28 protein-coding genes are annotated in these 26,215 nt (G+C 35.4%); 22 read left to right on the top strand and 6 right to left on the bottom strand.

Annotated elements, in window-relative coordinates; genetic code table 11:
* Positions 1-92: 92 nt before the first annotated feature.
* Complete coding sequence (locus V7S50_RS25320; protein ID WP_242255826.1) at positions 93-689, bottom strand: hypothetical protein; 597 nt, start codon at positions 687-689, stop codon at positions 93-95.
* Between the two features lie 240 nt (positions 690-929).
* On the opposite strand from V7S50_RS25320, the gene V7S50_RS25315 reads away from it, so the two are divergent.
* From V7S50_RS25315 to V7S50_RS25305, 3 genes are all read left to right on the top strand, one after another.
* Positions 930-1,490, top strand: a complete 561-nt coding sequence (locus V7S50_RS25315) for a nitroreductase family protein (RefSeq protein WP_000214810.1) — start codon at positions 930-932, stop codon at positions 1,488-1,490.
* 114 nt (positions 1,491-1,604) lie between these two features.
* Positions 1,605-3,020: a stage V sporulation protein SpoVR gene (gene spoVR / locus V7S50_RS25310; RefSeq protein WP_063223703.1), complete on the top strand. Its 1,416-nt coding sequence runs from the start codon at positions 1,605-1,607 to the stop codon at positions 3,018-3,020.
* Positions 3,021-3,127: 107 nt separating this feature from the next.
* Complete coding sequence (locus V7S50_RS25305; protein ID WP_242255828.1) at positions 3,128-4,390, top strand: neutral/alkaline non-lysosomal ceramidase N-terminal domain-containing protein; 1,263 nt, start codon at positions 3,128-3,130, stop codon at positions 4,388-4,390.
* Between the two features lie 107 nt (positions 4,391-4,497).
* Here V7S50_RS25305 and V7S50_RS25300 read toward each other — a convergent pair whose 3' ends face one another.
* Positions 4,498-4,968, bottom strand: coding sequence for a MarR family winged helix-turn-helix transcriptional regulator (locus V7S50_RS25300; RefSeq protein ID WP_063223705.1), 471 nt, complete (start codon positions 4,966-4,968; stop codon positions 4,498-4,500).
* A 146-nt stretch (positions 4,969-5,114) separates the two neighbouring features.
* On the opposite strand from V7S50_RS25300, the gene V7S50_RS25295 reads away from it, so the two are divergent.
* From V7S50_RS25295 to V7S50_RS25245, 11 genes are all read left to right on the top strand, one after another.
* On the top strand, positions 5,115-5,699 hold the full coding sequence (locus tag V7S50_RS25295; protein ID WP_242255830.1) for a DUF3238 domain-containing protein: 585 nt from the start codon (positions 5,115-5,117) through the stop codon (positions 5,697-5,699).
* A gap of 133 nt (positions 5,700-5,832) precedes the next feature.
* Positions 5,833-6,417: a DUF3238 domain-containing protein gene (locus V7S50_RS25290; RefSeq protein WP_242255832.1), complete on the top strand. Its 585-nt coding sequence runs from the start codon at positions 5,833-5,835 to the stop codon at positions 6,415-6,417.
* A gap of 208 nt (positions 6,418-6,625) precedes the next feature.
* Entirely contained in the window at positions 6,626-8,290 is a 1,665-nt protein-coding gene (cdr, locus tag V7S50_RS25285; protein WP_242255834.1) for a CoA-disulfide reductase, read from the top strand.
* Between the two features lie 185 nt (positions 8,291-8,475).
* The gene (locus V7S50_RS25280; protein ID WP_000456206.1) at positions 8,476-8,739 is read left to right on the top strand and encodes a metal-sensitive transcriptional regulator; all 264 of its coding nucleotides are present in this window, start codon (positions 8,476-8,478) and stop codon (positions 8,737-8,739) included.
* Positions 8,740-8,827: 88 nt separating this feature from the next.
* Complete coding sequence (locus tag V7S50_RS25275) at positions 8,828-9,388, top strand: sulfurtransferase TusA family protein (RefSeq protein WP_242255836.1); 561 nt, start codon at positions 8,828-8,830, stop codon at positions 9,386-9,388.
* Positions 9,389-9,426: 38 nt separating this feature from the next.
* Positions 9,427-10,557 (top strand): MBL fold metallo-hydrolase, encoded by a 1,131-nt coding sequence (locus V7S50_RS25270; protein ID WP_242255838.1) that lies wholly within the window; start codon positions 9,427-9,429, stop codon positions 10,555-10,557.
* Positions 10,558-10,584: 27 nt separating this feature from the next.
* Complete coding sequence (locus V7S50_RS25265; protein ID WP_063223711.1) at positions 10,585-10,815, top strand: sulfurtransferase TusA family protein; 231 nt, start codon at positions 10,585-10,587, stop codon at positions 10,813-10,815.
* A 30-nt stretch (positions 10,816-10,845) separates the two neighbouring features.
* Positions 10,846-11,205, top strand: a complete 360-nt coding sequence (locus V7S50_RS25260) for a rhodanese-like domain-containing protein (protein ID WP_242255839.1) — start codon at positions 10,846-10,848, stop codon at positions 11,203-11,205.
* Between the two features lie 14 nt (positions 11,206-11,219).
* Positions 11,220-11,516 carry a rhodanese-like domain-containing protein gene (locus V7S50_RS25255; protein ID WP_063223713.1) on the top strand — a complete coding sequence of 99 codons (297 nt, stop codon included), beginning with the start codon at positions 11,220-11,222 and terminating at the stop codon, positions 11,514-11,516.
* 72 nt (positions 11,517-11,588) lie between these two features.
* Positions 11,589-12,068 carry a DsrE/DsrF/DrsH-like family protein gene (locus V7S50_RS25250; protein ID WP_000437730.1) on the top strand — a complete coding sequence of 160 codons (480 nt, stop codon included), beginning with the start codon at positions 11,589-11,591 and terminating at the stop codon, positions 12,066-12,068.
* Between the two features lie 33 nt (positions 12,069-12,101).
* A complete protein-coding gene (locus tag V7S50_RS25245) occupies positions 12,102-12,866 on the top strand; it encodes a sulfite exporter TauE/SafE family protein (RefSeq protein WP_242255840.1) in 765 nt (254 codons plus the stop codon).
* A gap of 60 nt (positions 12,867-12,926) precedes the next feature.
* Here the strand turns inward: V7S50_RS25245 and V7S50_RS25240 are convergent, their stop codons facing one another.
* Positions 12,927-13,367 carry a hypothetical protein gene (locus tag V7S50_RS25240; RefSeq protein ID WP_016089221.1) on the bottom strand — a complete coding sequence of 147 codons (441 nt, stop codon included), beginning with the start codon at positions 13,365-13,367 and terminating at the stop codon, positions 12,927-12,929.
* Between the two features lie 148 nt (positions 13,368-13,515).
* The gene (locus V7S50_RS25235; RefSeq protein WP_242255842.1) at positions 13,516-14,724 is read right to left on the bottom strand and encodes an LCP family protein; all 1,209 of its coding nucleotides are present in this window, start codon (positions 14,722-14,724) and stop codon (positions 13,516-13,518) included.
* A 316-nt stretch (positions 14,725-15,040) separates the two neighbouring features.
* Between V7S50_RS25235 and V7S50_RS25230 the strand changes: the two genes are divergently transcribed.
* Positions 15,041-16,039 (top strand): YhdH/YhfP family quinone oxidoreductase, encoded by a 999-nt coding sequence (locus V7S50_RS25230; RefSeq protein ID WP_242255843.1) that lies wholly within the window; start codon positions 15,041-15,043, stop codon positions 16,037-16,039.
* Positions 16,040-16,077: 38 nt separating this feature from the next.
* Here V7S50_RS25230 and V7S50_RS25225 read toward each other — a convergent pair whose 3' ends face one another.
* Positions 16,078-17,733, bottom strand: coding sequence for a Na/Pi cotransporter family protein (locus tag V7S50_RS25225; protein ID WP_242255844.1), 1,656 nt, complete (start codon positions 17,731-17,733; stop codon positions 16,078-16,080).
* A gap of 350 nt (positions 17,734-18,083) precedes the next feature.
* A complete protein-coding gene (locus V7S50_RS25220; protein WP_242255846.1) occupies positions 18,084-19,286 on the bottom strand; it encodes an MFS transporter in 1,203 nt (400 codons plus the stop codon).
* Positions 19,287-19,606: 320 nt separating this feature from the next.
* On the opposite strand from V7S50_RS25220, the gene V7S50_RS25215 reads away from it, so the two are divergent.
* The 7 genes from V7S50_RS25215 (at position 19,607) to V7S50_RS25185 (ending at position 26,170) form a co-directional block, all read left to right on the top strand.
* Positions 19,607-20,695, top strand: coding sequence for a DUF871 domain-containing protein (locus V7S50_RS25215; protein WP_242255848.1), 1,089 nt, complete (start codon positions 19,607-19,609; stop codon positions 20,693-20,695).
* Between the two features lie 74 nt (positions 20,696-20,769).
* Positions 20,770-22,710 (top strand): BglG family transcription antiterminator, encoded by a 1,941-nt coding sequence (locus V7S50_RS25210; RefSeq protein ID WP_242255850.1) that lies wholly within the window; start codon positions 20,770-20,772, stop codon positions 22,708-22,710.
* A gap of 110 nt (positions 22,711-22,820) precedes the next feature.
* The gene (locus V7S50_RS25205) at positions 22,821-23,141 is read left to right on the top strand and encodes a PTS lactose/cellobiose transporter subunit IIA (RefSeq protein ID WP_199677941.1); all 321 of its coding nucleotides are present in this window, start codon (positions 22,821-22,823) and stop codon (positions 23,139-23,141) included.
* Between the two features lies 1 nt (position 23,142).
* Positions 23,143-23,448 carry a PTS sugar transporter subunit IIB gene (locus tag V7S50_RS25200; protein WP_242255852.1) on the top strand — a complete coding sequence of 102 codons (306 nt, stop codon included), beginning with the start codon at positions 23,143-23,145 and terminating at the stop codon, positions 23,446-23,448.
* An 82-nt stretch (positions 23,449-23,530) separates the two neighbouring features.
* Complete coding sequence (locus V7S50_RS25195) at positions 23,531-24,841, top strand: PTS sugar transporter subunit IIC (protein ID WP_071747814.1); 1,311 nt, start codon at positions 23,531-23,533, stop codon at positions 24,839-24,841.
* Positions 24,817-25,095: a hypothetical protein gene (locus V7S50_RS25190; RefSeq protein WP_151631572.1), complete on the top strand. Its 279-nt coding sequence runs from the start codon at positions 24,817-24,819 to the stop codon at positions 25,093-25,095. The genes V7S50_RS25195 and V7S50_RS25190 overlap by 25 nt, the downstream gene beginning before the upstream one ends.
* Positions 25,085-26,170: a DUF871 domain-containing protein gene (locus V7S50_RS25185; protein WP_242255854.1), complete on the top strand. Its 1,086-nt coding sequence runs from the start codon at positions 25,085-25,087 to the stop codon at positions 26,168-26,170. Before V7S50_RS25190 ends, V7S50_RS25185 begins: the two co-directional genes overlap by 11 nt.
* Positions 26,171-26,215: the final 45 nt, after the last annotated feature.

Below are 26,215 nucleotides of genomic sequence, written 5' to 3'. Positions count from 1 at the left end.
TTAGTTTTTGGGAAAGACGGGAATTTATACTTGAAAATTGAAAGTTCATAAAGAAAAGGAAGAGTATTGAAAATCTCTTCCTTTTTGGCGTGTTAATTTGTTTTCTTTTCCTTAATCGACTTTACTAATTTAATCATTTCTGCGCGTATATCTTCTTTGTTTACATTTAATTTTTCTGCAATTTGTTTAATATCCATTCCGTCTTTTTTCATTTTTAGTACATCATTAAGGGGAGTATTACTTTTTTGAGAGATGATTGTTAATACCGTGAGCTGACGTAATCCGATATTATATTCTTTCATTTTTTGTTTTAGTCCATCTGGTGTAGATTTTTGCATATTTGCTAATTCTTGCAGTAGTGCTTTTTTTGTTTCTTTATTCATATGATGCTTTTTCAATTTATTTGGATCTACACCGAAATATTCGGCTGTTTTCTCCCAAGATTTATTTTGTTTATAGTAAGCTAAAACGTCTTTTATTTCTTTTTTACTAATTCTTGCAATGTGGGCAGCTTTCCAAATTTCATGTTTGTTATAGCCGAGTTTTTCGAGTGACTGCATTTCTTCTTCTGAAATAGGCTTATGGTGATGCAATGTTACTTCTTTTGGCGTAGCAGCGAAGGTAGGGAAGACGGTTGCCCCAAATAATAACGCTGCCATAGTCATACTTACTGCGATTTTTTTGTACATATAAACTCCTCCTAGATGGATAATGTGGAAAACTTTATACATATCATTTCCATAAAATGTGAAAAACTTGTGAACAAGCTAAGTTTTTTTATTCACAGGATGATGGAATGATGTTTTGAAAGTTTTCCAACATAAAACATTGATTAATAGTAAAAAACTAAGGTATAATCGAAATTGAAAATCAATATCAATACTAAAAATAATCTTATACATATAGATAAAAATAAGGGAGAGAAAAATATGACTACATATACTTCCATCGCAAATGTGATTAAAGAAAGACGTTCTGTTCGTACATTTACAGATAAAGCAGTAGACAAAGAGTTATTAATTGAATTATTAAACGACGCAACATGGGCACCGAATCATAAACACCGTGAACCATGGAATTGTAAATTATACATTGGAGAAGGCCGTCAGAAATTAGTAGATGCAGTATTAAACTCTTTCACAGAAGAAGAAAGAGCGAAACGGGGTAAAATTTTATCTGATCGTTTCTTAAGCACACCTGCACAAATCGTTGTATATATAAATGAAGATCCACGTCAAATTCAACGTGACGAAGATTACGCTGCAACATGCGCATTTATGCAAAACTTCCAACTTCTTGCTTGGGAGCGTGGATTAGGTTGTGTTTGGAAATCAGGCGGATTGAACTACAACCCATTATTTATAGAAGGACTCGGTTTAACAAGAGGCCAACGTATTGTTGGAATTCTTCATCTTGGCTATTTCGATAAAGCACCAGAAGGAAAAGCTCGTACACCGATTACGGAGAAGATGGAGATTATTGAGGGTTAATAGATGAGACATTCTCGTTTTTACGAGGGTGTCTTTTTATTATGCAATCAATCCTCATGAAAGCTTGTTCTCAATCATACACTTTCTTAAGGGAAAGTGTAAGGAGGGAAAATAATGAGAGCAAGTGACGATAAAGCACTGCAATATGCGATTGCGGAAATTACGGAAATTGCGACTGGATTTGGGCTTGATTTTTATCCGATGCGTTATGAAATATGTCCAGCGGAAATTATTTATACATTTGGTGCATATGGGATGCCAACGCGGTTTTCACACTGGAGTTTTGGAAAACAGTTTTTCAGAATGAAATTACAATACGATTTAGGTCTTAGTAAAATATACGAACTCGTTATTAACTCTGATCCATGTTATGCCTTTTTACTAGATACGAACTCGTTAATTCAAAATAAATTAATTGTAGCGCACGTTTTAGCGCACTGTGATTTCTTTAAAAATAATATTCGTTTTTCAAATACGAAGCGAGATATGGTAGAAAGTATGTCAGCGACAGCTGAACGGGTGAAAGCATATGAGCATAAGTACGGAAAAGAAGAAGTAGAAACATTTTTAGATGCCGTACTTGCCATTCAAGAGCACATTGATCCTTCGCTCATGCGCCCAAAACTTGCGTGGAGTATTGATGATTTAGAAGAAGAAGTAGAAAAGAAAAAGGTATCACAATACGATGATCTATGGAATTTAGATGATCGAAACAAAAAGAGAGAACGATCCAATATACGCAAAAAGAAGAAGATTCCACCGCAACCAGAGAAAGACTTGCTCCTCTTTATTGAAGAATATAGCCGTGAGCTAGAAGATTGGCAGCGGGACATATTAACGATGATGCGCGAGGAAATGTTATATTTCTGGCCGCAGCTTGAAACGAAGATTATGAACGAAGGCTGGGCTTCCTACTGGCACCAGCGCATACTTCGTGAAATGGACTTAACATCTTCTGAAGCGATCGAATTTGCAAAGCTTAATGCGGGTGTCGTTCAGCCATCAAAAACAAGCATTAATCCATACTACCTCGGTATTAAAATGTTTGAAGATATTGAAGAACGCTATAACAACCCGACAGAAGAAATGAAACGCCGTGGTGTAAAACCAGGGTCTGGTCGTGACAAAATCTTTGAAGTACGCGAAATTGAATGGGATGTATCGTTCTTAAGAAACTATTTAAATAAAGACCTCGTAATGCGAGAAGATATGTACTTATTCCAGCGCCAAGGAAAAGAGTATAAAGTAATAGATAAAGAGTGGGAACATGTGCGTGATCAACTCGTAAATATGCGTACAAATGGCGGCTTCCCGTACCTAGTAGTAGAAGACGGAGACTACTTAAAGAACGGAGAATTATACATTAAACATAGTTACGAAGGAATCGAGCTTGATTTAAAATACTTAGAAAAGGTATTACCATATCTTCATCAGCTGTGGGGAAGAACAGTGCATATGGAGTCAATTGTGGAGAGTAAGGGCGTTGTGTTTTCTTATGATGGGAAGATGGTACATCGGAAGTATGTGTGAAGGAAAGAACGGACATAGAATGCTATGTTCGTTCTTTTTTATTTGGAACAAGGTCAAATATGCTATTCTTGAAAAAGGGAGTTACATAGAGAAATGGAGAGGTTCAAATGAGCAAAGTAGGGGTATGTAAGGTGGATATTACGCCGCCTATAGGTATTGATTTTGTCGGATATCATAGAGAGACAGGAATAAATAATATTGAAGAGCGTATTTATGGGACGGTTTTTGTATTTGAAAAAGGTGAAATGAAAACTGTATTTATAAGCATTGATAATATTGGGATGTTAGTAGAAGATACGAATATGATTCGTGAGCGAGTAGCGAGTGAGCTTCATGTACCATTTGAGCGAATAACGGTTGTTTATACTCATACGCACTCCGGTCCAGAGACAGTCGGTGATGATCCGCTAGTGCAATCGTATAAAACGATTTTAGTAAATAATGTAGTGCATGGTGCTGTTACTGCGAATAAAAACTTGAAGCGATGTGAAGTTGGCTGGGGTGTTACGACAGGTGGTATTGGGGTAAACAGAAGAGAGAGAACATCTGATGGAAGAGCAAAGATGGGAATAAATATAGAGGGTGTTGTAGATAAACGGATTGGGATGTTGGCAATAAGAGATGCTGAAACGAAAGAGTTATCTGGGATTATAGTGTTTTGTACGGCGCATCCGAATGTTTTAAAAGGTGATAGTGATGTATTATCAGCAGATTATCCCGGGATGGCGCGAGAGATTCTTGAGAGAATAGTAAACTGCCCTATTATTATTGTGCAAGGTGCTGCTGGAAATGTGAATGCGAAGTATCGTGGTTCTAGGGAAGCATTAACACAAATGGCTTACATGCTTAGTGGACATGTATTAACGATGTTATCGACAGTTACATATAACCCGATTGTAACTGTAAGAACGATTTCGAGTACGATGCAAATGAAGTTGAAGGATATTCCTGAAATTGATGAGATACGAAGCATGGCCCAGTTAGCTGAGAAGCAGTGGGGCGTGAATACGGATGAATGGCTTACTATCGTTTTAGAGAAATATAAGCAAGGTATGTGGCAGTTAAGTATTGATTTAGAAGTGCAACTGTTTCAAGTTAATGATGGTATGTTCTCCGGTATACCGATGGAACCTTTTTCGGAAATGTCATTAGAAGTGAAAGAGCGTCTTCAAAATGAACTAGTTTTCTTTGGTGGATATATGAACGGATATATTGGTTACTTGCCGACAACGGAAGAATTTGTATATGGTGGATATGAAGTAGAGTTGAATCCTATTGTGTATGGGGTAACTACGAATTTATTGATGCCACCTGAGGAGAACACAGCGGAGTTGGTTGTGAAGAGAGTTATGGAATTATATAACGCGTAAAAAATATATTCAGTAGAATAAAATTTAAAGAAATTAATGATTTTTAATATATCTGTAGAAAACGAATCCATTTTGAAAAAGATGAATCAAAGTGGATTCGTTTTTGTTTACCAGACAGGTCGTATATTTGATGATAACTTCTCTGTATTTTCTTTAGTAACGAATGTTGTTAAATCTTCTTTTAGCATTTGCATTCGTTCTGTACCTATATTTTCAATCCATCGCTGCTCTATTTCAGCTACTATTTCTTCTTTTGCTTTCATTACTGCTAAACCACGTTCGGTTAAAACAATGATTTTACCCCTTTTATCAGTAGGGTGTGTTTTACGTGTAACGTAGCCACTATTCTCAAGAGAATCCACCATTTTACTTATAGCTTGTTTGGAAACCCCTAAATATTCAGCTAGCTCTATACCAGTTGCCCCATTAGGAAGGATGCGTTTGAACATAAAACCATGTGCTGGTCTAATATCTTTAAATCCCAATTCACTTAATCTGTCATGTAGCTCAGTAATTAATGTGCTAAATGATAATGATAAAAGCGATGTAAGATCTAACTCGTTAAATGTTTGATCCATATATATAACCTCCGCGCTTGTAGTCAATTAAGTTGACTATATGTAATACCTATTGTACTATATACAATATAGTCAATCAAATTGACTATATTTTGTTGGTAGAACAAATAATGACTTATATAATATAGAATCAATGGAGGTTTCACATGGTTAATATTGTAAAAATTAGAGGGAGTGTCTTTGCACCATATGCATCGCTGGAACCTATTAAGGATCCTGCAACAGGAAGATCGTTTGAATATGCTGGAGATGCACGTGAGTTTACACCATACGCGGTGAACGCAAAGCGTTCAAGATTAGAACAAGAAGTGAATATTGATTTTTATAAAAGAGAAATTTTCACATATGCAGATGCTTGTATCGTCACAGTGAAGATTACAAATCCAGATGGCTCAACCGAGCATAAAAAAGGAGAAACAAGTACAGAAAACATTGTATGTACTAATATCGTATGGGGCGAGGATGAAGTTTCATTTGAAATGAGAGCAAGTGCCAGTAATCCGTTAAATGCGGCAGCACCTGCAGCTGATTATTTGTTGGCTATACGAGTTAATAAAAGTGGTACTGTGCATGTTGAAGGTGTACATGATGGTTTCCCTTGCTATGAGTTTTATAAACAAGTAGATTTTGGTTCATTTGAATTAATATATATACATGATTTTAGAGAAACAAATGATACTCCAGCAGCACTAGCTGGAGAGATGGAATATAACTTTAAAACGACAGTCTAAACATAAATATAGCGCTATTTTTAGAAGGAAGTAGAAAAGTAAAAGAGAAATTTATTGGTTTTAGCATTGAAATTATGGTCTATTTTACTCAATAGTATTCAGTATCTAAAATAAAATTATAGAGGTGTTTCTTATGACTAACATCGTGAAAATTAGAGCCAGTGTATTTATTCCAATGTCTTGGACTGAAGCCAAAAAGGATATGGAAACAGGAAAAGTAATTCAATTCGAAGGTGATTCGCGTGAATTTACCCCACATGCGGTAAATACGATGCGCTCTAGAGTTGAGCAAGAGGTAGTAGTTGATTTTTATAAAGAAGAAGTGTTTTCATATGCGAACACGGGTATTACGACCGAGAAGGTTACAAGTCCAGATGGTTCTGTGAGTAAAAGAACAGGGAAAGCAAGTACAGAAAATATTGTGTGTGCTGATATCACATGGAATTCTGACGGTGTACAATTCAAAATGAGTGCGAGTGCAAGTAATCCATTAAATGTATATGCACCTCCTGTGGATTATGTATTACATGTATGTGTGAAAAAGGACGGCAGTATTGATGTTCAAGGAGAGCATGATGGTTTCCCTTGTTTTGAATTTTATAAACAAGTAGATTTCGGTTCATTTGAAAAAATATATACACATGATTTTAGAGAAACTGGTGATACAGCGGCAGCGCTAGGTGGGAACATGGAGTATAGTTTTACAAAGAGATTGTAGAAAGTATGACAATGGAACGATTGATTGCTTCATTTGTAAAGAACTTGGAGATGTCTAAGTTCTTTTTTATTTGTTTCAAATTTGTGAAAGAAAGACATATTGATTGAAATTAAATTTTTTATACTCTATTATATACCCATACAGGTATGGGTTTTGAGTGTGTGATACATGAGGAAATTAAATAATAAATAATATGGAGGTTTGAAATGTGTCTAGAAAAATAGTTGTAGTAGGCGGAGTTGCGGGCGGAGCATCAGTGGCTGCAAGGCTTCGTCGTTTAAGTGAAGAAGATGAAATTATTATGGTGGAGCGCGGTGAGTATATTTCATTTGCAAATTGTGGATTACCATACTATATTGGCGGTGTCATTACAGAAAGACAAAAATTATTAGTACAAACTGTTAAAAGAATGTCGAAGCGTTTTAATTTAGATATACGTGTATTGAGTGAAGTAGTACAGATTAATAAAGAAGAGAAAACAATTACTATAAAGAATGTAACGACAAATGAAACATATAACGAGGAATATGATATTTTAATTCTTTCACCAGGGGCAAAACCAATTGTTCCACCTATTCCAGGTATTGAAGAAGCGAAGGCGTTATTTACGTTACGGAATGTACCTGATACAGATCGTATTAAAGTGTATATTGATGAGAAGAAACCACATCATGCGACGGTTATTGGTGGCGGATTTATTGGAGTGGAAATGGTTGAAAACTTAAGAGAACGAGGAATGGATGTTACTCTTGTAGAGATGGCGAATCAAGTGATGCCGCCAATCGACTATGAAATGGCAGCGTATGTGCATGAGCATATGAAAAATCACAATGTTGAGCTTGTTTTTGAAGATGGTGTAGATGCATTAGAAGAGGACGGGACTGTTGTACGTTTAAAAAGTGGTTCAATCATAGAGACAGATATGATTATTTTAGCAATTGGTGTACAACCAGAGAGTAGTTTAGCGAAAGATGCAGGATTAGCATTAGGAGTTAGAGGAACGATAAAAGTAAATGGAAAATTTCAAACATCGGATCCACATATATATGCAATTGGTGATGCGATTGAAGTGAAAGATTTTGTTACTGAAACAGAAACGATGATTCCTTTAGCGTGGCCGGCTAATCGTCAAGGTCGTATGTTAGCAGATATTATTCATGGACATACGGATTCTTTATATAAAGGTACGCTGGGAACTTCTGTAGCTAAAGTTTTTGATTTAACAGTTGCTTCGACGGGAGTAAATGAGAAAATATTAAAACGATTAAATATACCCTATGAGGTAGTACATGTACAGGCAAATTCGCATGCTGGATATTACCCGAATGCTACGCCAGTGCTAATAAAATTAATTTTTGATAAAGATGGCGGAAAAATTTATGGAGCGCAGGCGTTAGGACGTGACGGTGTAGATAAGCGTATCGATGTTATCGCAACGGCAATAAAAGCAAATTTAACTGTAATTGATTTGCCAGATTTGGAATTATCATATGCTCCGCCCTATTCTTCTGCAAAAGACCCAGTAAACATGGTAGGGTATGCGGCAAGTAATATAGTAGATGGTTTTGTGTACACAGTACAATGGCATGAGATAGATCGTATTGTTGAAAATGGTGGATATCTTATTGATGTTCGAGAGACTAATGAACTAAAACAAGGAATGATTAAAGGCTCTATTAATATTCCATTAGATGAATTACGTGATCGTTTAGATGAAGTGCCAGTGGATAAAGAAATATATATTACTTGTCAACTTGGTATGAGAGGGTATGTTGCAGCGCGCATGTTAATGGAAAAAGGATATAAGGTAAAGAATGTAGATGGTGGTTTTAAATTGTATGGGACAGTATTACCAGAACGTGTTGTATATTGATATTTTTTCATCTTCCACTTCAAAATTAGGTGGAAGATGAAAGCCTATAGATTAAGGTTTCATTTTGTGTTTTGTGAATATATAAGGTGGAAATTTAAAATAGGGGTTTACAAAATACCCTATAGGGTATAATATATTGTCATAAGTTATAAATGGTGACATAATGGTAATGAGGTGATTATACAATGGAATATAATCAAGATATGAAAAATAGATTGAAACGTATTGAAGGGCAAGTTCGTGGTGTGCTTCGTATGATGGAAGAAGGAAAAGATTGCCGAGAGGTTATTACACAGTTAACGGCATCTCGTTCTGCACTTGATCGTACAATTGGACTTGTTGTTGGAACGAACTTAGAGCAATGTTTGCGTGAACAGTTTGAAAGTGGTAATGGTTCAAATGAAGAGTTAATTAAAGAAGCTGTTCAATTACTTGTGAAAAGCCGATAATCTGTCAAACGTAAGTGTTGACAGATTTTCAAAAACATTTTATTATACCCCTACAGGTATGTGTATATAAGTTATGGAGGAATCGACTATGAGTATAAAAGTGGATATGAGTTTAGATTGTAAAGGTTTGGCTTGTCCGATGCCGATTGTGAAAACGAAGAAGGCGATGGAAGGGTTGACGCCAGGGCAAGTGATTGAAATTGAGGCAACAGATAAAGGGTCTACAGTAGACATACAAAGCTGGGCGAATAAAGTAGGGCATCAATATATCGGGACGAAACAAGAGGGTGATGTTTTGATGCATTATGTTAGGAAAGCACATGAGCATGAAGTGGATGAAGTAGTGAAGTATCCTCATACAATTACGAATGCGGAATTGCAAGATATAGTATTAAGTGGTGAAGAGTGTACTGTAGTAGATGTTCGTGAAGCGGCGGAATTCGCCTTTGGTCATATTCCATCGGCCATTTCGGTGCCATTAGGTGAACTAGCAAGCGCAGGATTAGATAAGACGAAACAAATTTATGTTGTTTGCCGAACTGGTAACCGTAGTGATGTAGCTTGCCAAATGTTGAAAGAGCAAGGTTATGCAAATGTGAAAAATGTCATTCCAGGTATGGTAGAGTGGCAAGGTAATATAGAGAATTAAATTTTTTTAAATAAAAATATACCTCAGGGGGTAAGAAGATGAGCGTTAAATCATTACAAGCAAAAGATGTGGCAGAGAAAGTTTTATTCGGAGAGTTATTCATTTTAGATGTTCGTAATGAGAAGGATTATGAAGAATGGAAAATTGAAGGGAAACAAGTTTCTTCTATAAATAAACCATATTTTGATTTGTTAGATGGTGTAGATCATATTGTAAGTGAATTACCTAAAGATAAAGATGTTTTAGTAGTGTGTGCAAAAGAAGGGTCTTCTATATTTGTGGCAGAGCAATTAACAGAGGCTGGATTAGAAAATATTTATTATTTAGCTGGTGGTATGAAGGCTTGGAGTGAATATGTAAAGCCTATAAAAGTTGGAGATTTAAAAAATGGCGGAAGTATGTATCAGTTTAACCGCCTTGGAAAAGGCTGTTTATCTTATATGGTCGTTTCAAACGGTGAAGCAGCAGTTATTGATGCAGTAAGAACAGTTGAAGCATATGAAGAATTTGCGAAAGAGCATGATGTTACGATTACGAATGTAATGGATACACATTTACATGCAGACCATATTTCTGGAGGACGTAAGTTAGCGGAAAAAGTAGGTGGTACGTATTGGTTACCGCCAAAAGATGCGGAGGAAGTTGTTTTCGCATACGAACCGCTTGTAGAAGGATCTGTTATTACGGTGGGGGGTACTAAAATTGAAATTGACGCATTATACTCACCGGGTCATACGATTGGAAGTACATCATTTATTGTAGACGATTCCTATTTATTATCGGGCGATATTTTATTTGTAGATTCAATCGGGCGTCCAGATCTTGCTGGGAAGGCTGAAGATTGGGTAAGTGATTTACGTAATACTTTGTATAGCCGATATAAAGAACTATCTCAAAATTTAGTTGTGTTACCGGCTCATTATTCAAAAATAAGTGAAATGAACGAAAGTGGTATTGTTAGCGCAAAATTAAAAGATTTGTTTGCGTATAATGCAGGGTTAAATATTGAGGATGAGGTAGAGTTCCGTAAAACTGTAACAGAAAACTTACCACCTCAGCCAAATGCATATGAAGAAATCCGTCAAACAAATATGGGTAAAATTCATCCGAGTGTAGATGAAGAGCGTGAAATGGAGATTGGTCCAAATCGTTGTGCAGTGCACGAATAATGAAATAAATAAAAACTGGAGGAATAGATGATGAATGTAAAACAAGTATTAGATGCGAAAGATTTAGCATGTCCAATGCCGATTGTAAGAACGAAGAGAGCGATGGATACGTTACAAACTGGAGAAGTGTTAGAAGTACATGTAACGGATAAAGGGTCAGTTAAGGATATTCCAGCATGGGCAAATAAAAGTGGTCATGACATCGTAAAGCATGTAGAAGAAGCTGATGTGCTGAAGTTTTGGATTAAGAAGGCATAGTAGTTTTATAAATGTAGAGAGGTTGGTTATATGAACACAATATTAAGTACGCTTTTCATTGTACTTGCTGCATGGTTTGTTATTTCACGCTTTTTACCTGTGAAAGGTGTTCAAAATATAAACGGAAAAGAATTAAAAAGTATAGTAGGAAAACAAGGGAAGTACTTTATCGATGTTCGTACAGTAGGTGAATATACAGGAAATCATATGAAAGGATTTCAAAATATCCCGTTAAATGAGTTAGCTAGTAGAGCAAGTCAGTTAGATAAAAATAAGGAAGCAATCGTTATTTGTCAGAGCGGGATGAGAAGTAAGCAAGCAGCAAAAGTATTAAAGAAATTAGGATTTCAGCACGTTATTAATGTTTCAGGCGGGATGAATGGTTTGTGAGGAGAAAATTTAAAATGAAAGAAATGACAGCAAAAGAATTAGAAGAAAAATTGTTACGTAAAGAAGCAGTAAATATTATAGATGTACGTGAAGTAGAAGAAGTAGCTGAAGGGAAAATTCCAGAAGCATGTAATATTCCACTAGGGCTATTAGAATTTCGTATGCATGAGCTAAATAAAAAACAGGAATATATTATCGTTTGTCGTTCAGGCGGAAGAAGTGCAAGAGCCGTTCAGTTTTTAGAAAGTTATGGTTTTCAAGTGATCAATATGGTAGGTGGTATGTTAGCTTGGGAAGGTAAAGTCGTATAGTACAGAGGTAAATGATTTGAGCCTTTTTATAAACAATCAAATACCCCTATAGGTAATTGGAGGGAGAACAACATGGAACAACAGAAGAAAACAACAATCGTTTTATTTAGTGGAGATTATGATAAAGCGATGGCTGCTTATATTATTGCAAATGGTGCAGCTGCTTATGATCAAGAGGTTACTATTTTTCATACTTTCTGGGGATTAAATGCTTTAAGGAAAGATGAACATGTGAAGGTAAAGAAAACTTTTATCGAAAAAGTATTTGGAAAAATGATGCCGCGCGGAGCTGATAAGATGGGATTATCAAAAATGAATTTTGCCGGTATGGGACCAAAGATGATTAAAGGTATTATGAAAAAACATAATGCGATGCCTTTACCAGATTTAATGGATTTGGCGAAAGAACAGGGGATTAAACTTGTAGCTTGTCAAATGACAGTAGATTTATTAGGGTTAAAAGAGGAAGAGATTATGGAAGGGGTAGAGTTTGCAGGAGTAGGAGCTTATTTAGCAGATGCTTCAGATGGGAATGTGAACTTATTCATTTAAATCACCTTCTTTTTAGAAGGCGGGGGATATAAGGTGAGTTTAGTCGTATTACTTTTTATAATTGGGTTTATAGGATCATTTATATCGGGAATGGTTGGAATTGGCGGTGCGATTATTAATTACCCGATGATCCTATACATTCCGGTATTGCTAGGATTTACTGGTTATACGTCACATGAAGTGAGTGGTATTACAGCGGTGCAAGTATTCTTTGCAACTTTTGCAGGGGCATGGGCCTATCGAAAAAGTAATGATATGGATAAAACGCTAGTTGTGTATATGGGAGCTAGTATATTAATAGGAAGTTTCATAGGGAGTTTTGGTGCTAACGTATTGGAGGAACATACGGTAAATGTTGTTTATGCAGCATTAGCAACAATTGCTGCTATTATGATGTTCGTACCGAAACGTAATAATGGTAATGAAGTGAAATATAATAAATGGTTAGCAAGCTTGTTAGCTTTTATTGTAGGCGGAGCGTCAGGCATTATAGGTGCTGGAGGTTCGTTCCTTTTAGTTCCAATTATGCTAGTTATTTTAAAATTACCAATACGTACAACAATAGCGACATCTATTGCTATTACGTTTATTTCCTCAGTAGGGATTACAACTGGAAAAGTGATAACTGGGCAAGTAGTTGTAATTCCAGCTCTTATCATTGCGATTGCAAGTATCTTTGCTGCGCCGCTTGGAGCGCGAGTTGGGAAGAGGATCAATCAAAAAGCACTACAATATATGTTATCGATTTTGATTGTAGGCACTGCTGTTAAGATGTGGTTTGATATGATATCGAAATAAAAGGATGGCGCTGCTTGCAGCCCATCCTTTTATTTATCCCGCTATTTGAGGACAGGTTGATTATGCCCAAATAACTTTCATTAAGTTTTTATATTCGTCATTTGCTAATTTATATAGCATTCTCGTATGTTCAAAGACAAGTGCTGGATTAAAGTTTGGTTCTGAGAATGCAAGAGATGCTGAAATATCAATTGCATTTTGCTTGTTTAATGTGAATTTTGCAAATCGATAAGATGTGTTTAATTCATTGATAACGTGCAAAATATCATTTGTTGATGCTTCATTAGGTACGTGAGCAACATTGAAGCAGTATATATCTACAGTAGGATGTTCGTTTTGAAAAGCAGCGATAAGTTGAATTTTTGCTCCAGCTTCTGTCTCTAACCCTACTGAAAAATGAACAGAACCATCATTTTCATCTATATTTTCTTCCATGTATATATCGTTTGACTTTAAGTAGTCTTTAAAATCTGAGATGTTATGTTTTACTGCAGCTTTCATATGTATGAGCCCCCTGATAATTGGAATAGATTGCTACTATTTATTATAATTTAAAAATATTAAAAAAGATAGTTAGAAAGTTCTGATTTTTAATTATGGAGAAATAAAAAGAAGCAGTACTCTACCTCCATAGAGAACTGCTTCTTTTTTATTCATTGTCGTTAGACGATGTTTCTGTGTCTTCACTGCTATTTTTATTCTTATTTTTCACTTCATTGTTACTTGATTCGCGTTCACTTGAATTTTCAGACTTAGATTCTTTTGTTTTCTCTGTACTTGTTTTCTTCGAATCAGAGTCTGTTTTTGTATATGCAGGTAATCCAAGGTGAGTACGAAGTTGGTTTGTAACAGTTGCTAATTCTTTTTTATCTGGATTGTAGTAATACGTTCGGCCACCACCAGCAGATTTGCTACATGTATCGTCACCTTTTTCCATATAGCAGTCGTCACCTTGAATTTGTAATTTCTCAATTGAAGAATCCGCCCCATATTTATAGAATGAAAGCATATCATCGAATGTTAAGTTTGTAACGAATTGCCCGTTAATATCATCAATAATATTACCAACTTTTGTTACAGACCCAACGCTTGTTAGTTTCTTTAAAATTGCTTCAATAACGAGTTGTTGACGTTGTCCACGCATTGCATCACTATCGATGTGGCGCGTTCTAGCAAGAGCGAGAGCTTCTTCACTATTTAGCTTTTGAACACCTTTTTTCAGGTGAATTGCATCAGCATTATCATTACTATCTTGTTCAGTGAATTCAACTGGTACATCGACTTCAATACCGCCTAAATCATCTACAATTTTCATAAATGATTTGAAGTTAAACTTTACAAAGTAATCAACAGGAACATTTAGTAATTTTTCAACTGCATCAATACTTGCTTGTGGTCCACCATCTTTTCCGTTTTTAGTAGAACCGTATGCATGAGCGTGTGTAATTTTATCTTTTTTCTTTTCCACTGGAATATAAGTATATGTATCTCGTGGAATACTTAATAGTTTTACAGTTTTGCTATCTTTATTAAACGTTGCAAGTAATAGTGCATCCGTTCTTATAGCTTCACCGTATTCTTTCCCACGGACATCGCTTTCATCAACACCCATTACTAAGACAGAGACATTGTTCGTAATAGGTTTTACAGCTTTATCACGTAAATCAGATTTATCACCGCGTGCTAAATCGTGTGCGGCATTTCGAACAGCAGAAGATGCTTTATTTACTAAAAACCAAGTATAACCGCCACCTACTATTAAAAAGAATAGAATAACGCTTATAATAATTTTTATTTTTTTCTTACTATTTTTCGGTTTACTGCGTGTATTTTCTTGCAAAGATGGGTTTTGCTCCATTTCTTGTACTCCTTCATTTGAATTGAAATACGACACTCATATCCACTTATTATAATGAAATTTAGCGAAAAAAAACATTACAAATCATTTACATTTCGTAAAAATTCAATTTATTTATAAAAAGTCAGATTTTCTATATTTTATTTTTGAGATGTAGAATAAGTATAAGTTGTTTTAGTAGAAATGAAAATATGTATTATGAGAAAGTAATAGAGAAGTAAGATTTGTTGAAATATAGCCAAGAAGAAATGAGTAGCCGTATGTATATTTTCTATATAATAAAGAAGAATTTTACGGATAAAGGAGAAAGAGCATAATGAATCATACATCATTCCGAGCAATCGTTGTGAACGAAACAGAAAATAAGCAGTTTGTAAGAAACGTTGTCGAGAGAGAAGTAAGTAGTTTACCTGAGGGAGACGTATTAATACAGGTTCATTATTCTTCATTAAATTATAAAGATGCTCTTTCAGCCACAGGTAATAAAGGTGTTACGAGAACATATCCTCATACACCAGGAATTGATGCAGCAGGAGTAGTTGTGAGTAGTGAGGATGAAACTATTAAGCTAGGAGACCAAGTCATTGTAACGGGATATGATTTAGGTATGAATACTTCTGGTGGTTTCGGAGAGTATATTCGCGTGCCAGCATCTTGGATTATCTCTTTGCCAGAGGGAATGTCATTAAAGGAAAGTATGATGTACGGGACAGCAGGTTTTACAGCTGCTTTATCAGTATATAAGCTTATTAGAGCAGGAGTAACGCCTAGTATGGGCGATGTTTTAGTAACGGGGGCTACAGGCGGCGTAGGGAGTGTGGCTGTTAGTATTTTAAGTAGGTTAGGATATAACGTAGTAGGAGCGACAGGGAAAATGGAAGAGGAAGAGATGTTACTACGTTTAGGGGCGAAAAAGGTGATTCATCGCGCGGAATTGAATGATGAATCCGGAAGACCAATGCTTAAAGGAATATACGCCGGAGTTATCGATACTGTAGGTGGACATATGTTAGAAACAGCTTTGAAAACGGTAAAGTATGGTGGTTGTGTAACGACATGCGGTAATGTGGCCGGCCAGGAATTACAAACAACGGTATACCCGTTTATTTTGCGAGGTATAAGCCTTTTAGGGGTAGATTCTGTGCAATGCCCAGTGGATGTGAGAAGAGATGTATGGACACTCTTAGCAAGTGAATGGGAAAATAAAGAGTTACTATCTTATACAGAAGAATGTACATTAGAAGAGTTAGATGAGAAGTTTACACTTATATTGCAAGGAAAGTTAAAAGGAAGAACAATAGTAAATATGATATGAAATGAAAAAGAGACGCTTACATTAGCGTCTCTTTCCTATTATAATGATTGTTTTAAATTGATTTTTCCTTGTTCACCTAAAACACCATCAGCAATATTTACAGCGTGATCACCGATACGCTCTAAGTTACTTACCATATCAACGAAGATGATACTTGCATCGCCAGAACAGCTACGTTCGTTTAGACGTAATACGTGACGTTTACGAAGAACACGTTCCATTTGATCGATTTTACGTTCTTTTGCAATAACCGTTTGTGCTAGTTCAGTATCGAAGTTTGTTAAAGCGTTGATTGCATCTTGTAATGTTGAAATTGTTAATTCAAGCATTTCATTTAATTCAGTTAGTGCTTCGTCTGATAGAGAAACACGATTTGAAATTTGGAAGTCTACAAGTTCTACAAGGTTTTCTACATGATCACCGACACGTTCAATATCTCCAACAACACCCGCTAGAACTGAATGCTTCTCAGAGTCTGTAGGTGAAAGCGGCTTTTCTGATAGTAAAACTAAATACTCGGTAATTTTTTTATCTAAATTGTTAATAGCTCCTTCTAATTGAGTAGCCATATCAGCGTGTTTTTTGTCTTGTGTGTTTAAAAATTGATTTGCTTCGTTTAATCCATGTAATGAAAACTCAGCCATACGGACAACTTCTTTTTGAACTTCTGTTAAAGCGATGGCTGGAGATTGTTCGATAAAGATTGGATTTAAATGTTGTGGTTTGAAATCAATAGCTGCATCTTCACCACGAATGATTTTTGTTACAATCCATGCTAATACAGCGATGAATGGGAACTGAATAATTGTATTCGTTACATTAAATGTTCCGTGTGCAAATGCGATTGTCATTTCTGGATTTAAGTTTAATGACGTTTGGAAATATTGAATTAAACTTGTAAAAGGTACTAATAAAATCGTAAAGATAATCGTACCGACGATATTAAAAATAACGTGAACTAATGCAGCACGTCTTGCAGCAATAGAAGTACCGATAGCTGCTAATACAGCTGTAATTGTCGTACCAATGTTATCACCAAATAATACAGGAAGAGAAGCTTGTAAATCGATTGCACCTTGACCGAATAGTTCTTGTAAAATACCGATTGTTGCGCTTGAACTTTGTACAATTAAAGTGAAAACTGTACCGACAACGATACCTAGAATTGGATTGTCACTCATGCTAACCATTAATTCTTGGAATGATTCTAAAGAGCGAAGAGGCTTCATACCTGTGCTCATTAATTCTAAACCGAAGAATAACATACCAAAACCGAATATAACTTGACCGAAAGAATGTACTTTTTTATTTTTAAAGAAGAATAATAAGATAGCTCCAACTGCCATAATTGGGAGAGCGTATTCTCCGATTTTAATTCCGATAATAAATGCAGTAACTGTCGTACCGATGTTCGCACCCATAATAACACCAATTGCTTGTCTTAATGTCATAAATCCGGCACTTACAAGTCCGACTGTTAAAGCGGTTGTTCCTGAACTTGATTGGATTAATACAGTAACTAACATACCTGCTAGTACACCCATAAGTGGGTTTGTTGTAAAGCGATCTAGAATATCGCGAAGACGATCTCCAGCTGCTTGTTGCAGTCCATCGCCCATGTATTTAATTCCGAATAAGAAAATACCTAATCCACCAATGAACTGGAAGATCATATCTTGAACATTGTATTCCACGCATTCCACTCCTTAAATTTCATGTACGATGTAATTATTAACTAAACCGTGAGCCACTGTAAACGATTTATCAGTAAAATTTACACTAAATTTACAAAGGGATGAAAAGTTTACAATTCTTTAAAGAAACAGCTGTATTTTATTGGTTTTTATCTTTTGTAAATCGTATTTTTGTAAAGAAATCACACTCTTTAGAATAGTGTTTTTCATTTGTATATGAAGGAAAGCGTCTGTGAGTTCATCGTATATTTTTTGATGAAAGGTAAAAAAATATGTAGGAAATGCATGTAGTTTTATAACAGCAAAATAAGGGAGAACCATTCTTTTGACACGATAAAAAAGCCGCTGAATTATCCAGCAGCTTTTTCCGTATTTTTATCACCATGCTTTTGTTTTCTTATACTTGTAATGTAAATGAAGAGGAAAGCAATAAGTAATAGAGAGGAATAGCGATATACCGTTGCGTAGTTTGTAAAATGTGCAATGAATCCAAAAATAATCGCGCCAGCACCAATTCCAAGGTCAAATGCTGAGAAGAATGTAGCTGTTGCAACGCCTCGTCGGTGCGGTGCTACTCGGTCGATCATCCATGCTTGTAGTGCAGGTTGAATCGCTCCGAAACCACTTCCGTAGCATGCTGCTGCAATAATTAAGCTTGGAATAGTAGTCGTATACGACAATAAAATAATACCTGTAAACGTAATAATAACTCCTGGAATTATAACGAATGAATGACCTTTCGCATCATATAACTTTCCAGAAAATGGACGAGTAACAGCGATTGCAAGTGCATTAAATAAGAAGAAGAGGCTTATATCAGCAATGCCGACTTCCGTAGCAAATAACGTAATAAAGCTTCCGATTCCTCCGTACATTAATGTAATACATAATATTAATAATGAAGGAAGTAAAGCTTTGCGCTCAATAAAACCATCGAGAAAGGTACCGGATGTTTGCTTCGGTGGTTGTGGCGATTTTTTGATTTGAAGTAGTTTCGTTAATATTAATGAAACAATTGTACAGGAAAGTGCACATAAAAAAAGAATCGTGAAGTTATATGTTTGCATAAGCCAAAGTCCGATCAGTGGACCGAGCGCCATTGCAATTGTTCCAGAAAGTCCGAAATATCCCATGCCCTCACCGCGGCGAGCTTGCGGAATTAAATCTGAAACGACAGTTCCGTATGTAGTCGTTGTAATACCAAAACCAGCTCCATGTAAAATTCGAACGGCAAGCAATAGGAAAACAGTTGAAGCGAAAAGATAACTACCCATAGCGAGTAAACAAATAGCAGTGCCAATCATTAAAATGATTTTTTTATTGAATTTCTGCAAGGCGTTCCCAGTTAGCGGTCTAACAAAAAGTGCTGCAACGGTAAACATACCGACAACAAATCCGATATTGGAACTTGTGCCGCCAATTTCTTTCACATAAACAGGTAAAGTCGGAATTAACATTTGAAACCCTAAAAACATACATAAGTTTGCCAGAATTAGCGCAAAAAACTCTTTCGTCCATAACGGTTCTCGTTTTACGAGTATTGCTTCTCCCATATATTCATCCCCTATATAAAAAAATTCTCTTTTCTTTCGAGTATATGTATTGGTCAATGTAACAGTCAAGGAAGGTGCCTTGAAAACGTACAACAATTTTCGAGGTAAAAAAACTGACAAATTTGTGGAAAGACTACACAACTATGAAAAAAAGATGTAAAGTATAGATGTATAGACTAGTAATTATTATGAATGATAGAAATTATTTTTTCTTTAACGAAAGCGGATTCAAAGGATAGTGGAAGAGAAGGGGATATATACTTTTTCGCTACATATATTTGAAAAGGTTTACAATATGATGAAGAAAGAGGCGTGTACATATGAGACGATTAGGTATTTCTATTTATCCAGAACATTCAACAGTAGAGAAAGACAAGGAGTATTTAACATTAGCAAGTAAATACGGATTTAATCGTGTATTTACATGTTTATTATCTGTAGATGGTGAAAAAGAGAAAATTATAGAAGAGTTTAAAGAAACGATCTCTCATGCAAATGCATTAGGTTTCCAAGTGTTAGTTGATATTAGTCCAGCTGTTTTTGAACAACTAGGTATTTCGTATAATGATTTATCGTTCTTCCATGAACTAGGTGCGTACGGTATTCGTTTAGATGTTGGATTCTCTGGTTTAGAAGAATCGATTATGACTTACAATCCATACGGCTTAAAAATTGAGATTAATATGAGTAACGGTACGAAGTATGTAGATAATATTATGAGCCATAGACCAAATCGCGAAAATTTAATTGGTTGCCATAATTTTTATCCGCATCGTTATTCAGGATTATCATACGATCATTTTATTAAATGCTCGAAACAATTTAAAGATTACGGTATGAGAACGGCTACTTTTATTTCATCATTTGATGCAACATATGGACCTTGGCCAGTAACAGAAGGATTATGTACGTTAGAGAAGCATCGTGAATTACCAATGACAACACAAGCGAAGCATTTATTTGCGACGGAATTAATTGATGATGTTATTATTGCGAATGCATATGCGTCAGAAGAAGAATTAGAGGCACTAGGTGCATTAAATAAAGAGAAACAAACATTTGATATAGAGTTATATGATACAACGACAGAACTAGAAAGAATTATCGTATTAGACGAACCTCATTTTTATCGCGGGGATGTATCTGAATATATGATTCGCTCGACACAAAGCCGTGTGAAATATAAAAAAGAAGAGTTTAAACCTCATAATACGCGCGAAATTAAGCGTGGCGATCTTTTAATTGATAATGAGCAATATGGTCAATATAAAGGCGAATTACAAATTGCATTAAAAGACATGGTGAATACAGGAAAAACAAATGTAGTTGGCCGAATTGTGGAAGAGGAAATTTTCTTATTAGATTATTTACAAGCATGGGATAAATTCGGATTTACATTAAAGAAATAGATAAAATCAAAGGGAAAAACTACTGACTTCAGCAGCTTTTTCCCTTTTATATATATAGAGTGAGAGGAAGAGCTATGACAAAGGTGCATCAGCGATTAATTTCTATTTTAGAAGAGTTTTTAGAAGAGAAATCGATGTTAAATCGAGCTTTTTTAGCAAGCCGTTTACATGTATCAACGAAGACGATTCAAAAAGATATAAAATTATTAAATGATATATTGGTAGAAAACGGAGCGAAAATTGAATCGCAAAGAGGGACTGGATACGAACTAGAAATTATACAAACGAAGAAGTTTGAAGAGTTTTGCATGAGTCTATTTCAAAAGCAGACGGAAAAGATCCCATCTTCTTATGAAGAAAGGGTAGCTTACATTCTGCAACGTATTTTAACGACAGAGGGATATGTGAAGCTTTCACAGTTAGCAGAGGAGATTTATGTGAGTAAATCGACTGTGAATTTAATTATGAAAGATGTTACAGATATATGTGGTCGCTATAAACTGCAAATTGAAAAGAGACCGTATTATGGTATACGTATTGTGGGTGAGGAGTTTCATATTCGTTCTTGTTTATCACAATATGGTTTACCGCGTTATGACCATACTCCGTTTCATGAGCAATTTGAGCAGAGTGATACATATTTATCGTTACCTCATATACCGCTTATCCGTTCGGTTATATTAAAGTATATTGAGGGAGGGACGATATATTTATCAGATATAGAAATTGATAATTTAGTTATTCATATTGCAATCGCATTAAAGCGTTGTGAGGATCAGCATTATATGAAAGGGCTGAATAAGGAGCAAGCTGAACTTATAATAAAGAAAGAATATGCAATTGCGAAACAGATTGTAGGGGATTTAGAGAAAGAGTTGCATCTTTCATTTCCAGAAGAAGAAGTTTTATATGTGACAATGCATTTATTAAGCACTGCTGTTACAGCAAAAGATCGTTATGAAAATGTGGAAGAACTATTAGGGAAAGATCTATATGCATTCATGCAACATATTCTTTTTAAAGTAGCAGAAGAACGGAATCTTATTTTTTATTATGATGAAGAATTATTATTTGGATTTGGTGTTCATTTAAAAACGTTATTAAACCGTTTGAAGTATAAGTTAAATACGAGAAATCCTCTTTTGGCAGAAGTAAAAAAGAATTATCCGTATGCTTTTGAAATTGCGGTTCTCGTTGGAGATATAATTGGTGAATATACAGGTGAGTCGATTCCGGAAAGTGAAATTGGTTATATTGCGATTCATTTCGGCGGAGCGATGAGCCGTTTACAGGAACAGAATCAAAAGAAAAGATGCTTATTAGTTTGTGCGACTGGTCAAGGAAGCGCCCAGCTATTGAAATATAAAATTTTATCACAGTTCCGAGATAAATTAGAGATTGTAGGTATTACAGGTTATTATCAATTGAAAGTAGAAGAACTTTATAAAGATAAAATAGATTGTATTATTAGTACAATTCATATACCGAGTGGTTTGCCTGTGCCGGTTATAAAAGTGAACTCAATATTTGATGATAAAGAGATTAAATCGATTGGTCAGCAGTTGTTTACGCATGTGAATAATAGTGTACAGCAATATATTAAGAAAGATTTAATCTTTTTAAATCATAGTGCTTCTACGAAAGAAGAGGTAATTCAGTTTTTATGTGAGAAAGCTGCTGAGAAAAACTATGTACCAGAAAACTTTTATGGTTCTGTTATGGAAAGAGAAAATACATCTCCGACAGCGGTTGGGAATTTAGTTGCGATTCCTCATCCGATGCAGTTATTAAGTGCGGAAACATTTTTGATGTTTTGTACACTTGAAAAGGCTGTTGATTGGGGAGATAAAAAAGTACAACTAATTATTTTATTTAGTGTAAAGCGCAATAATAATGAAGATTTACAACGGCTTTATGATTTTTTATATGATATTATGTCTAGTCAAAGTACGATAGAGAAACTAACTCAAACTGAAGGTATTGAAGATTTTCAAGAGATTTTACTATTGGTTTAAAAAAGTATATAAAAACTTCCGTTACATAACGGAAGTTTTTTATGTTTAATTGTATGCGTTTTCATAATAAGATAAAAATATAGAAAAAAGATAGCTTGGGGGAATTTAAAATGACTGATATGCAAACTCCATTTGCGTTAATTTTACATGGTGGCAACGCGAGAAGCGCATCGCTTGAAGCAATTGCTTTTGCAAGACAAGGAGATTTTGAGAATGCGAGTGAAAAGATGAAACTTGCTAGTGAAGAAATTTCAGCAGCTCATCGTATTCAGACGGATTTAATTCAAGAGGAAGCAAGAGGAAATCATGCAGAAATAAGTTTACTGTTAGTGCATGCACAAGATCATTTAATGAATGCAATTACAGTGAAAGAACTTGCGGAAGAATTTATTACTCTTCATAAACGAGTGGAAGAGAAAGTGACAGTATAAGATGTACATTTTATTATGTTGTGCAGCAGGTATGTCAACGAGTATGGTCGTAAGAAAAATGCAAGAAGAAGCAAAGAAGCAAGGAAAGAATTATAAAATTAAGGCGGTTGATTCAGAACTAGTGAAGCTTGAAATTAAGGAAGCTGATGTCGTTTTAATCGGTCCGCAAGTGAAATATTTATTTCCAGCGGTAGAGTTTCTTGCAAATTCATATAATATACCAGTTGCGATTATAGAACAACGAGATTATGGCATGTGTGATGGTTTGAAAGTGCTTAAGCAAGCAGAACAATTAGTTTTAGCATAATTATATTTTTTTAAATATAAACATTATAATGTTATAACTTTATTTTGTTCTTTCGTAGAAAAGAGAAAGAGGAGGGGTATTGATGAATGGATTTATGAGTTTTATGGAACAAAAGATTATGCCAACAACGCAAAAGATTGCGGGACAGCGACATTTATTAGCAATTCGAAACGGGGTTATTTCTACATTACCGTTAACGATTGTCGGATCATTTTTCGTTATCTTTTTAAATTTACCGATTGATGCATATATGGAGTGGATTGCACCGTTTCGTCATATTTTAGATATTCCATTCCGATTTACAGTAGGATTAATGGCATTATACGCAGCATTTGGGGTAGGGGCTTCGCTCGCCAACTTTTATCAGCTCAATCAATTAAGTGCAGGATTATTATCCGTACTCGCCTTTTTACTAGCATCGGTTGAACCAATTCAAATCACGAAAGCTGTGCCAGGTGTTATTGATGCAGGTAGATATATTTCAGTAGGAACATTAAGTGCAACATCTTTATTCGGCGCAATTGTTACAGCATTAATTGCAGTAGAAATTTATCACTTTATGATTAAGCATAATATCTCGATTAAATTACCAGATAGTGTACCACCAGCAGTTGCAAACTCGTTTGCAGCATTAATTCCAACTCTAGTCGTTATTCTTTTATTCTGGGGCATTCGTTACGGTTTAAAATTTGATGTAAATACAACGATCACATATTTAATCGCACCATTAAAATCAGTATTAGTAGGAAATAATTTATTCGGCGGTTTATTAACAGTATTCTTAATCGTGTTCTTCTGGTCATTCGGTATACATGGACCAGCGATTTTAGGACCAATCATTCGTCCGATGTGGGATTCAGCAATTCTTGAAAATATGGAAGTATTCACAGCTACAGGAAATGCACATCAGTTACCAAACTTATTTACAGAGCAATTTATTCAATGGTTCGTATGGATCGGTGGATCAGGCTCAACGTTAGCTTTAGTAATTATGTTTATGTTCTCTAAATCTAAGTTCTTAAAAGAGTTAGGTAGATTATCATTTGTACCAGGTTTATTCAATATTAACGAGCCGATTATTTTCGGGGCACCAATTGTAATGAACCCAATCTTAATTATTCCGTTCGTTATTACACCGTTAGTGACAACGACAGTATCATATTTCGCAGTGGTTTCAGGTATGATTCCGATGATGATGGCGAAGTTGCCATTTACGATGTTAGCACCAATTGCAGCGATTATTAGTACGGACTGGACAATTATGGCTGGTGTACTTGTACTTGTTAACTTTGTTATCTCATTCGTTATTTACTATCCATTCTTCAAAATGTATGAGAAACAACAATTAGCAGGAGAGGAGAAAACAGAATGCTCGGAGCAATTATCATCTTAATTACATTTGTAGCGGGACAGTGTATCGCACATTATTCAAAATGGGTACAAAGTAAATCGTTATTAGTGTTACTACTCGTATCAATTTTATTTATCGGTAGTTCAATGGGTGCCTATGTAATGCTAAGCTTACAATCACCGTACGTTATCATCGTACCAACGATTTTATGTGCAACATGTTTATCTGCAAAATATAGATTTACGAGCATGGCATTAATACAACGTGTGAAGGAGATGCAAAAGCATGGAGCGTAAATTAGGAATTTCACTTTATCCAGAGCATTCAACGAAAGAAAAAGATATGGCATACATTTCGGCAGCGGCACGCCACGGTTTTTCAAGAATATTTACATGTCTATTATCTGTGAATCGTCCGAAAGAAGAAATTGTAGCTGAATTTAAAGAAATTATTAATCATGCAAAAGATAACAATATGGAAGTTATTTTAGATGTAGCTCCAGCTGTCTTTGATCAGCTCGGTATTAGTTATAGTGATCTATCATTTTTCGCAGAGTTAGGTGCAGATGGTATTCGTTTAGATTTAGGATTTGACGGATTAACAGAAGCGAAAATGACGAATAATCCGTATGGTTTAAAAATTGAGCTAAATGTAAGTAACGATATTGCGTATTTAGAAAATATTCTTTCGCATCAAGCGAATAAGCCAGCTTTAATTGGTTGTCATAACTTCTATCCGCAAAAATTTACTGGACTTCCGTATGACTATTTCATTCGCTGTAGTGAACGCTTTAAAAAACATGGTATTCGCACAGCAGCATTTATTACGTCACATGCAGCTAACATCGGTCCATGGGATATTAACGACGGATTATGTACGTTAGAAGGGCATCGTAATTTACCAATTGAAGTACAAGCGAAACATTTATGGGCAACAGGGCTAATTGATGATGTGATTATCGGAAATGCTTATGCAAGTGAAGAAGAGTTAGAGAAACTAGGAAACTTAAATCGTTACATGTTACAGCTAAAAGTAAACTTTGTAGACGAAGCGACTGAAGTAGAGAAGAGAGCGACACTGCAAGAATTACACGTAAGACGTGGTGACATAACAGAATATATGGTACGTTCTACAGAAGTACGTAAAAGATACAAAGACTATGACTTCCCGGTGCGCGAAAGTGTACTACAGGAAAGAGGGCAAGTTGTAATTGGTAACAACTCATTTGGTAAGTATAAAGGCGAACTACAAATCATTCTAAAAGAAATGCCGATAGATGAACGGAAAAATATCGTCGGCACAATAGCGGAAGAAGAGTTATTCTTACTAGATTATGTAGGAGCTTGGACACAGTTTACTTGTGTGGAATAGGGAAGTATAGGGGGCTGTCCGAATTTTGGGCAGCCTTTTTATCAT

The sequence above is a fragment of the Bacillus sp. CCNWLW194 genome (assembly GCF_037120585.1).
Classification (GTDB): Bacteria; Bacillota; Bacilli; order Bacillales; family Bacillaceae_G; genus Bacillus_A; species Bacillus_A basilensis.
This window is presented reverse-complemented; position numbering and strand designations above follow the sequence as displayed.

Excerpts from the sequence above, each read along its gene's own strand:
- V7S50_RS25315 (WP_000214810.1), top strand. The coding sequence starts at position 930 with ATGACTACATATACTTCCATCGCAAATGTGATTAAAGAAAGACGTTCT.
- V7S50_RS25305 (WP_242255828.1), top strand. The coding sequence starts at position 3,128 with ATGAGCAAAGTAGGGGTATGTAAGGTGGATATTACGCCGCCTATAGGT.
- V7S50_RS25210 (WP_242255850.1), top strand. The coding sequence starts at position 20,770 with ATGACAAAGGTGCATCAGCGATTAATTTCTATTTTAGAAGAGTTTTTA.
- V7S50_RS25255 (WP_063223713.1), top strand. The coding sequence starts at position 11,220 with ATGAAAGAAATGACAGCAAAAGAATTAGAAGAAAAATTGTTACGTAAA.
- V7S50_RS25275 (WP_242255836.1), top strand. The coding sequence starts at position 8,828 with ATGAGTATAAAAGTGGATATGAGTTTAGATTGTAAAGGTTTGGCTTGT.
- V7S50_RS25215 (WP_242255848.1), top strand. The coding sequence starts at position 19,607 with ATGAGACGATTAGGTATTTCTATTTATCCAGAACATTCAACAGTAGAG.
- V7S50_RS25300 (WP_063223705.1), bottom strand. The coding sequence starts at position 4,968 with ATGGATCAAACATTTAACGAGTTAGATCTTACATCGCTTTTATCATTA.
- V7S50_RS25205 (WP_199677941.1), top strand. The coding sequence starts at position 22,821 with ATGACTGATATGCAAACTCCATTTGCGTTAATTTTACATGGTGGCAAC.
- V7S50_RS25290 (WP_242255832.1), top strand. The coding sequence starts at position 5,833 with ATGACTAACATCGTGAAAATTAGAGCCAGTGTATTTATTCCAATGTCT.
- V7S50_RS25220 (WP_242255846.1), bottom strand. The coding sequence starts at position 19,286 with ATGGGAGAAGCAATACTCGTAAAACGAGAACCGTTATGGACGAAAGAG.
- spoVR (WP_063223703.1), top strand. The coding sequence starts at position 1,605 with ATGAGAGCAAGTGACGATAAAGCACTGCAATATGCGATTGCGGAAATT.
- V7S50_RS25250 (WP_000437730.1), top strand. The coding sequence starts at position 11,589 with ATGGAACAACAGAAGAAAACAACAATCGTTTTATTTAGTGGAGATTAT.
- V7S50_RS25190 (WP_151631572.1), top strand. The coding sequence starts at position 24,817 with ATGCTCGGAGCAATTATCATCTTAATTACATTTGTAGCGGGACAGTGT.
- V7S50_RS25235 (WP_242255842.1), bottom strand. The coding sequence starts at position 14,724 with ATGGAGCAAAACCCATCTTTGCAAGAAAATACACGCAGTAAACCGAAA.
- V7S50_RS25280 (WP_000456206.1), top strand. The coding sequence starts at position 8,476 with ATGGAATATAATCAAGATATGAAAAATAGATTGAAACGTATTGAAGGG.
- V7S50_RS25185 (WP_242255854.1), top strand. The coding sequence starts at position 25,085 with ATGGAGCGTAAATTAGGAATTTCACTTTATCCAGAGCATTCAACGAAA.
- V7S50_RS25295 (WP_242255830.1), top strand. The coding sequence starts at position 5,115 with ATGGTTAATATTGTAAAAATTAGAGGGAGTGTCTTTGCACCATATGCA.
- V7S50_RS25240 (WP_016089221.1), bottom strand. The coding sequence starts at position 13,367 with ATGAAAGCTGCAGTAAAACATAACATCTCAGATTTTAAAGACTACTTA.
- V7S50_RS25230 (WP_242255843.1), top strand. The coding sequence starts at position 15,041 with ATGAATCATACATCATTCCGAGCAATCGTTGTGAACGAAACAGAAAAT.
- V7S50_RS25320 (WP_242255826.1), bottom strand. The coding sequence starts at position 689 with ATGTACAAAAAAATCGCAGTAAGTATGACTATGGCAGCGTTATTATTT.
- V7S50_RS25200 (WP_242255852.1), top strand. The coding sequence starts at position 23,143 with ATGTACATTTTATTATGTTGTGCAGCAGGTATGTCAACGAGTATGGTC.
- V7S50_RS25265 (WP_063223711.1), top strand. The coding sequence starts at position 10,585 with ATGATGAATGTAAAACAAGTATTAGATGCGAAAGATTTAGCATGTCCA.
- V7S50_RS25260 (WP_242255839.1), top strand. The coding sequence starts at position 10,846 with ATGAACACAATATTAAGTACGCTTTTCATTGTACTTGCTGCATGGTTT.
- V7S50_RS25270 (WP_242255838.1), top strand. The coding sequence starts at position 9,427 with ATGAGCGTTAAATCATTACAAGCAAAAGATGTGGCAGAGAAAGTTTTA.
- V7S50_RS25195 (WP_071747814.1), top strand. The coding sequence starts at position 23,531 with ATGAATGGATTTATGAGTTTTATGGAACAAAAGATTATGCCAACAACG.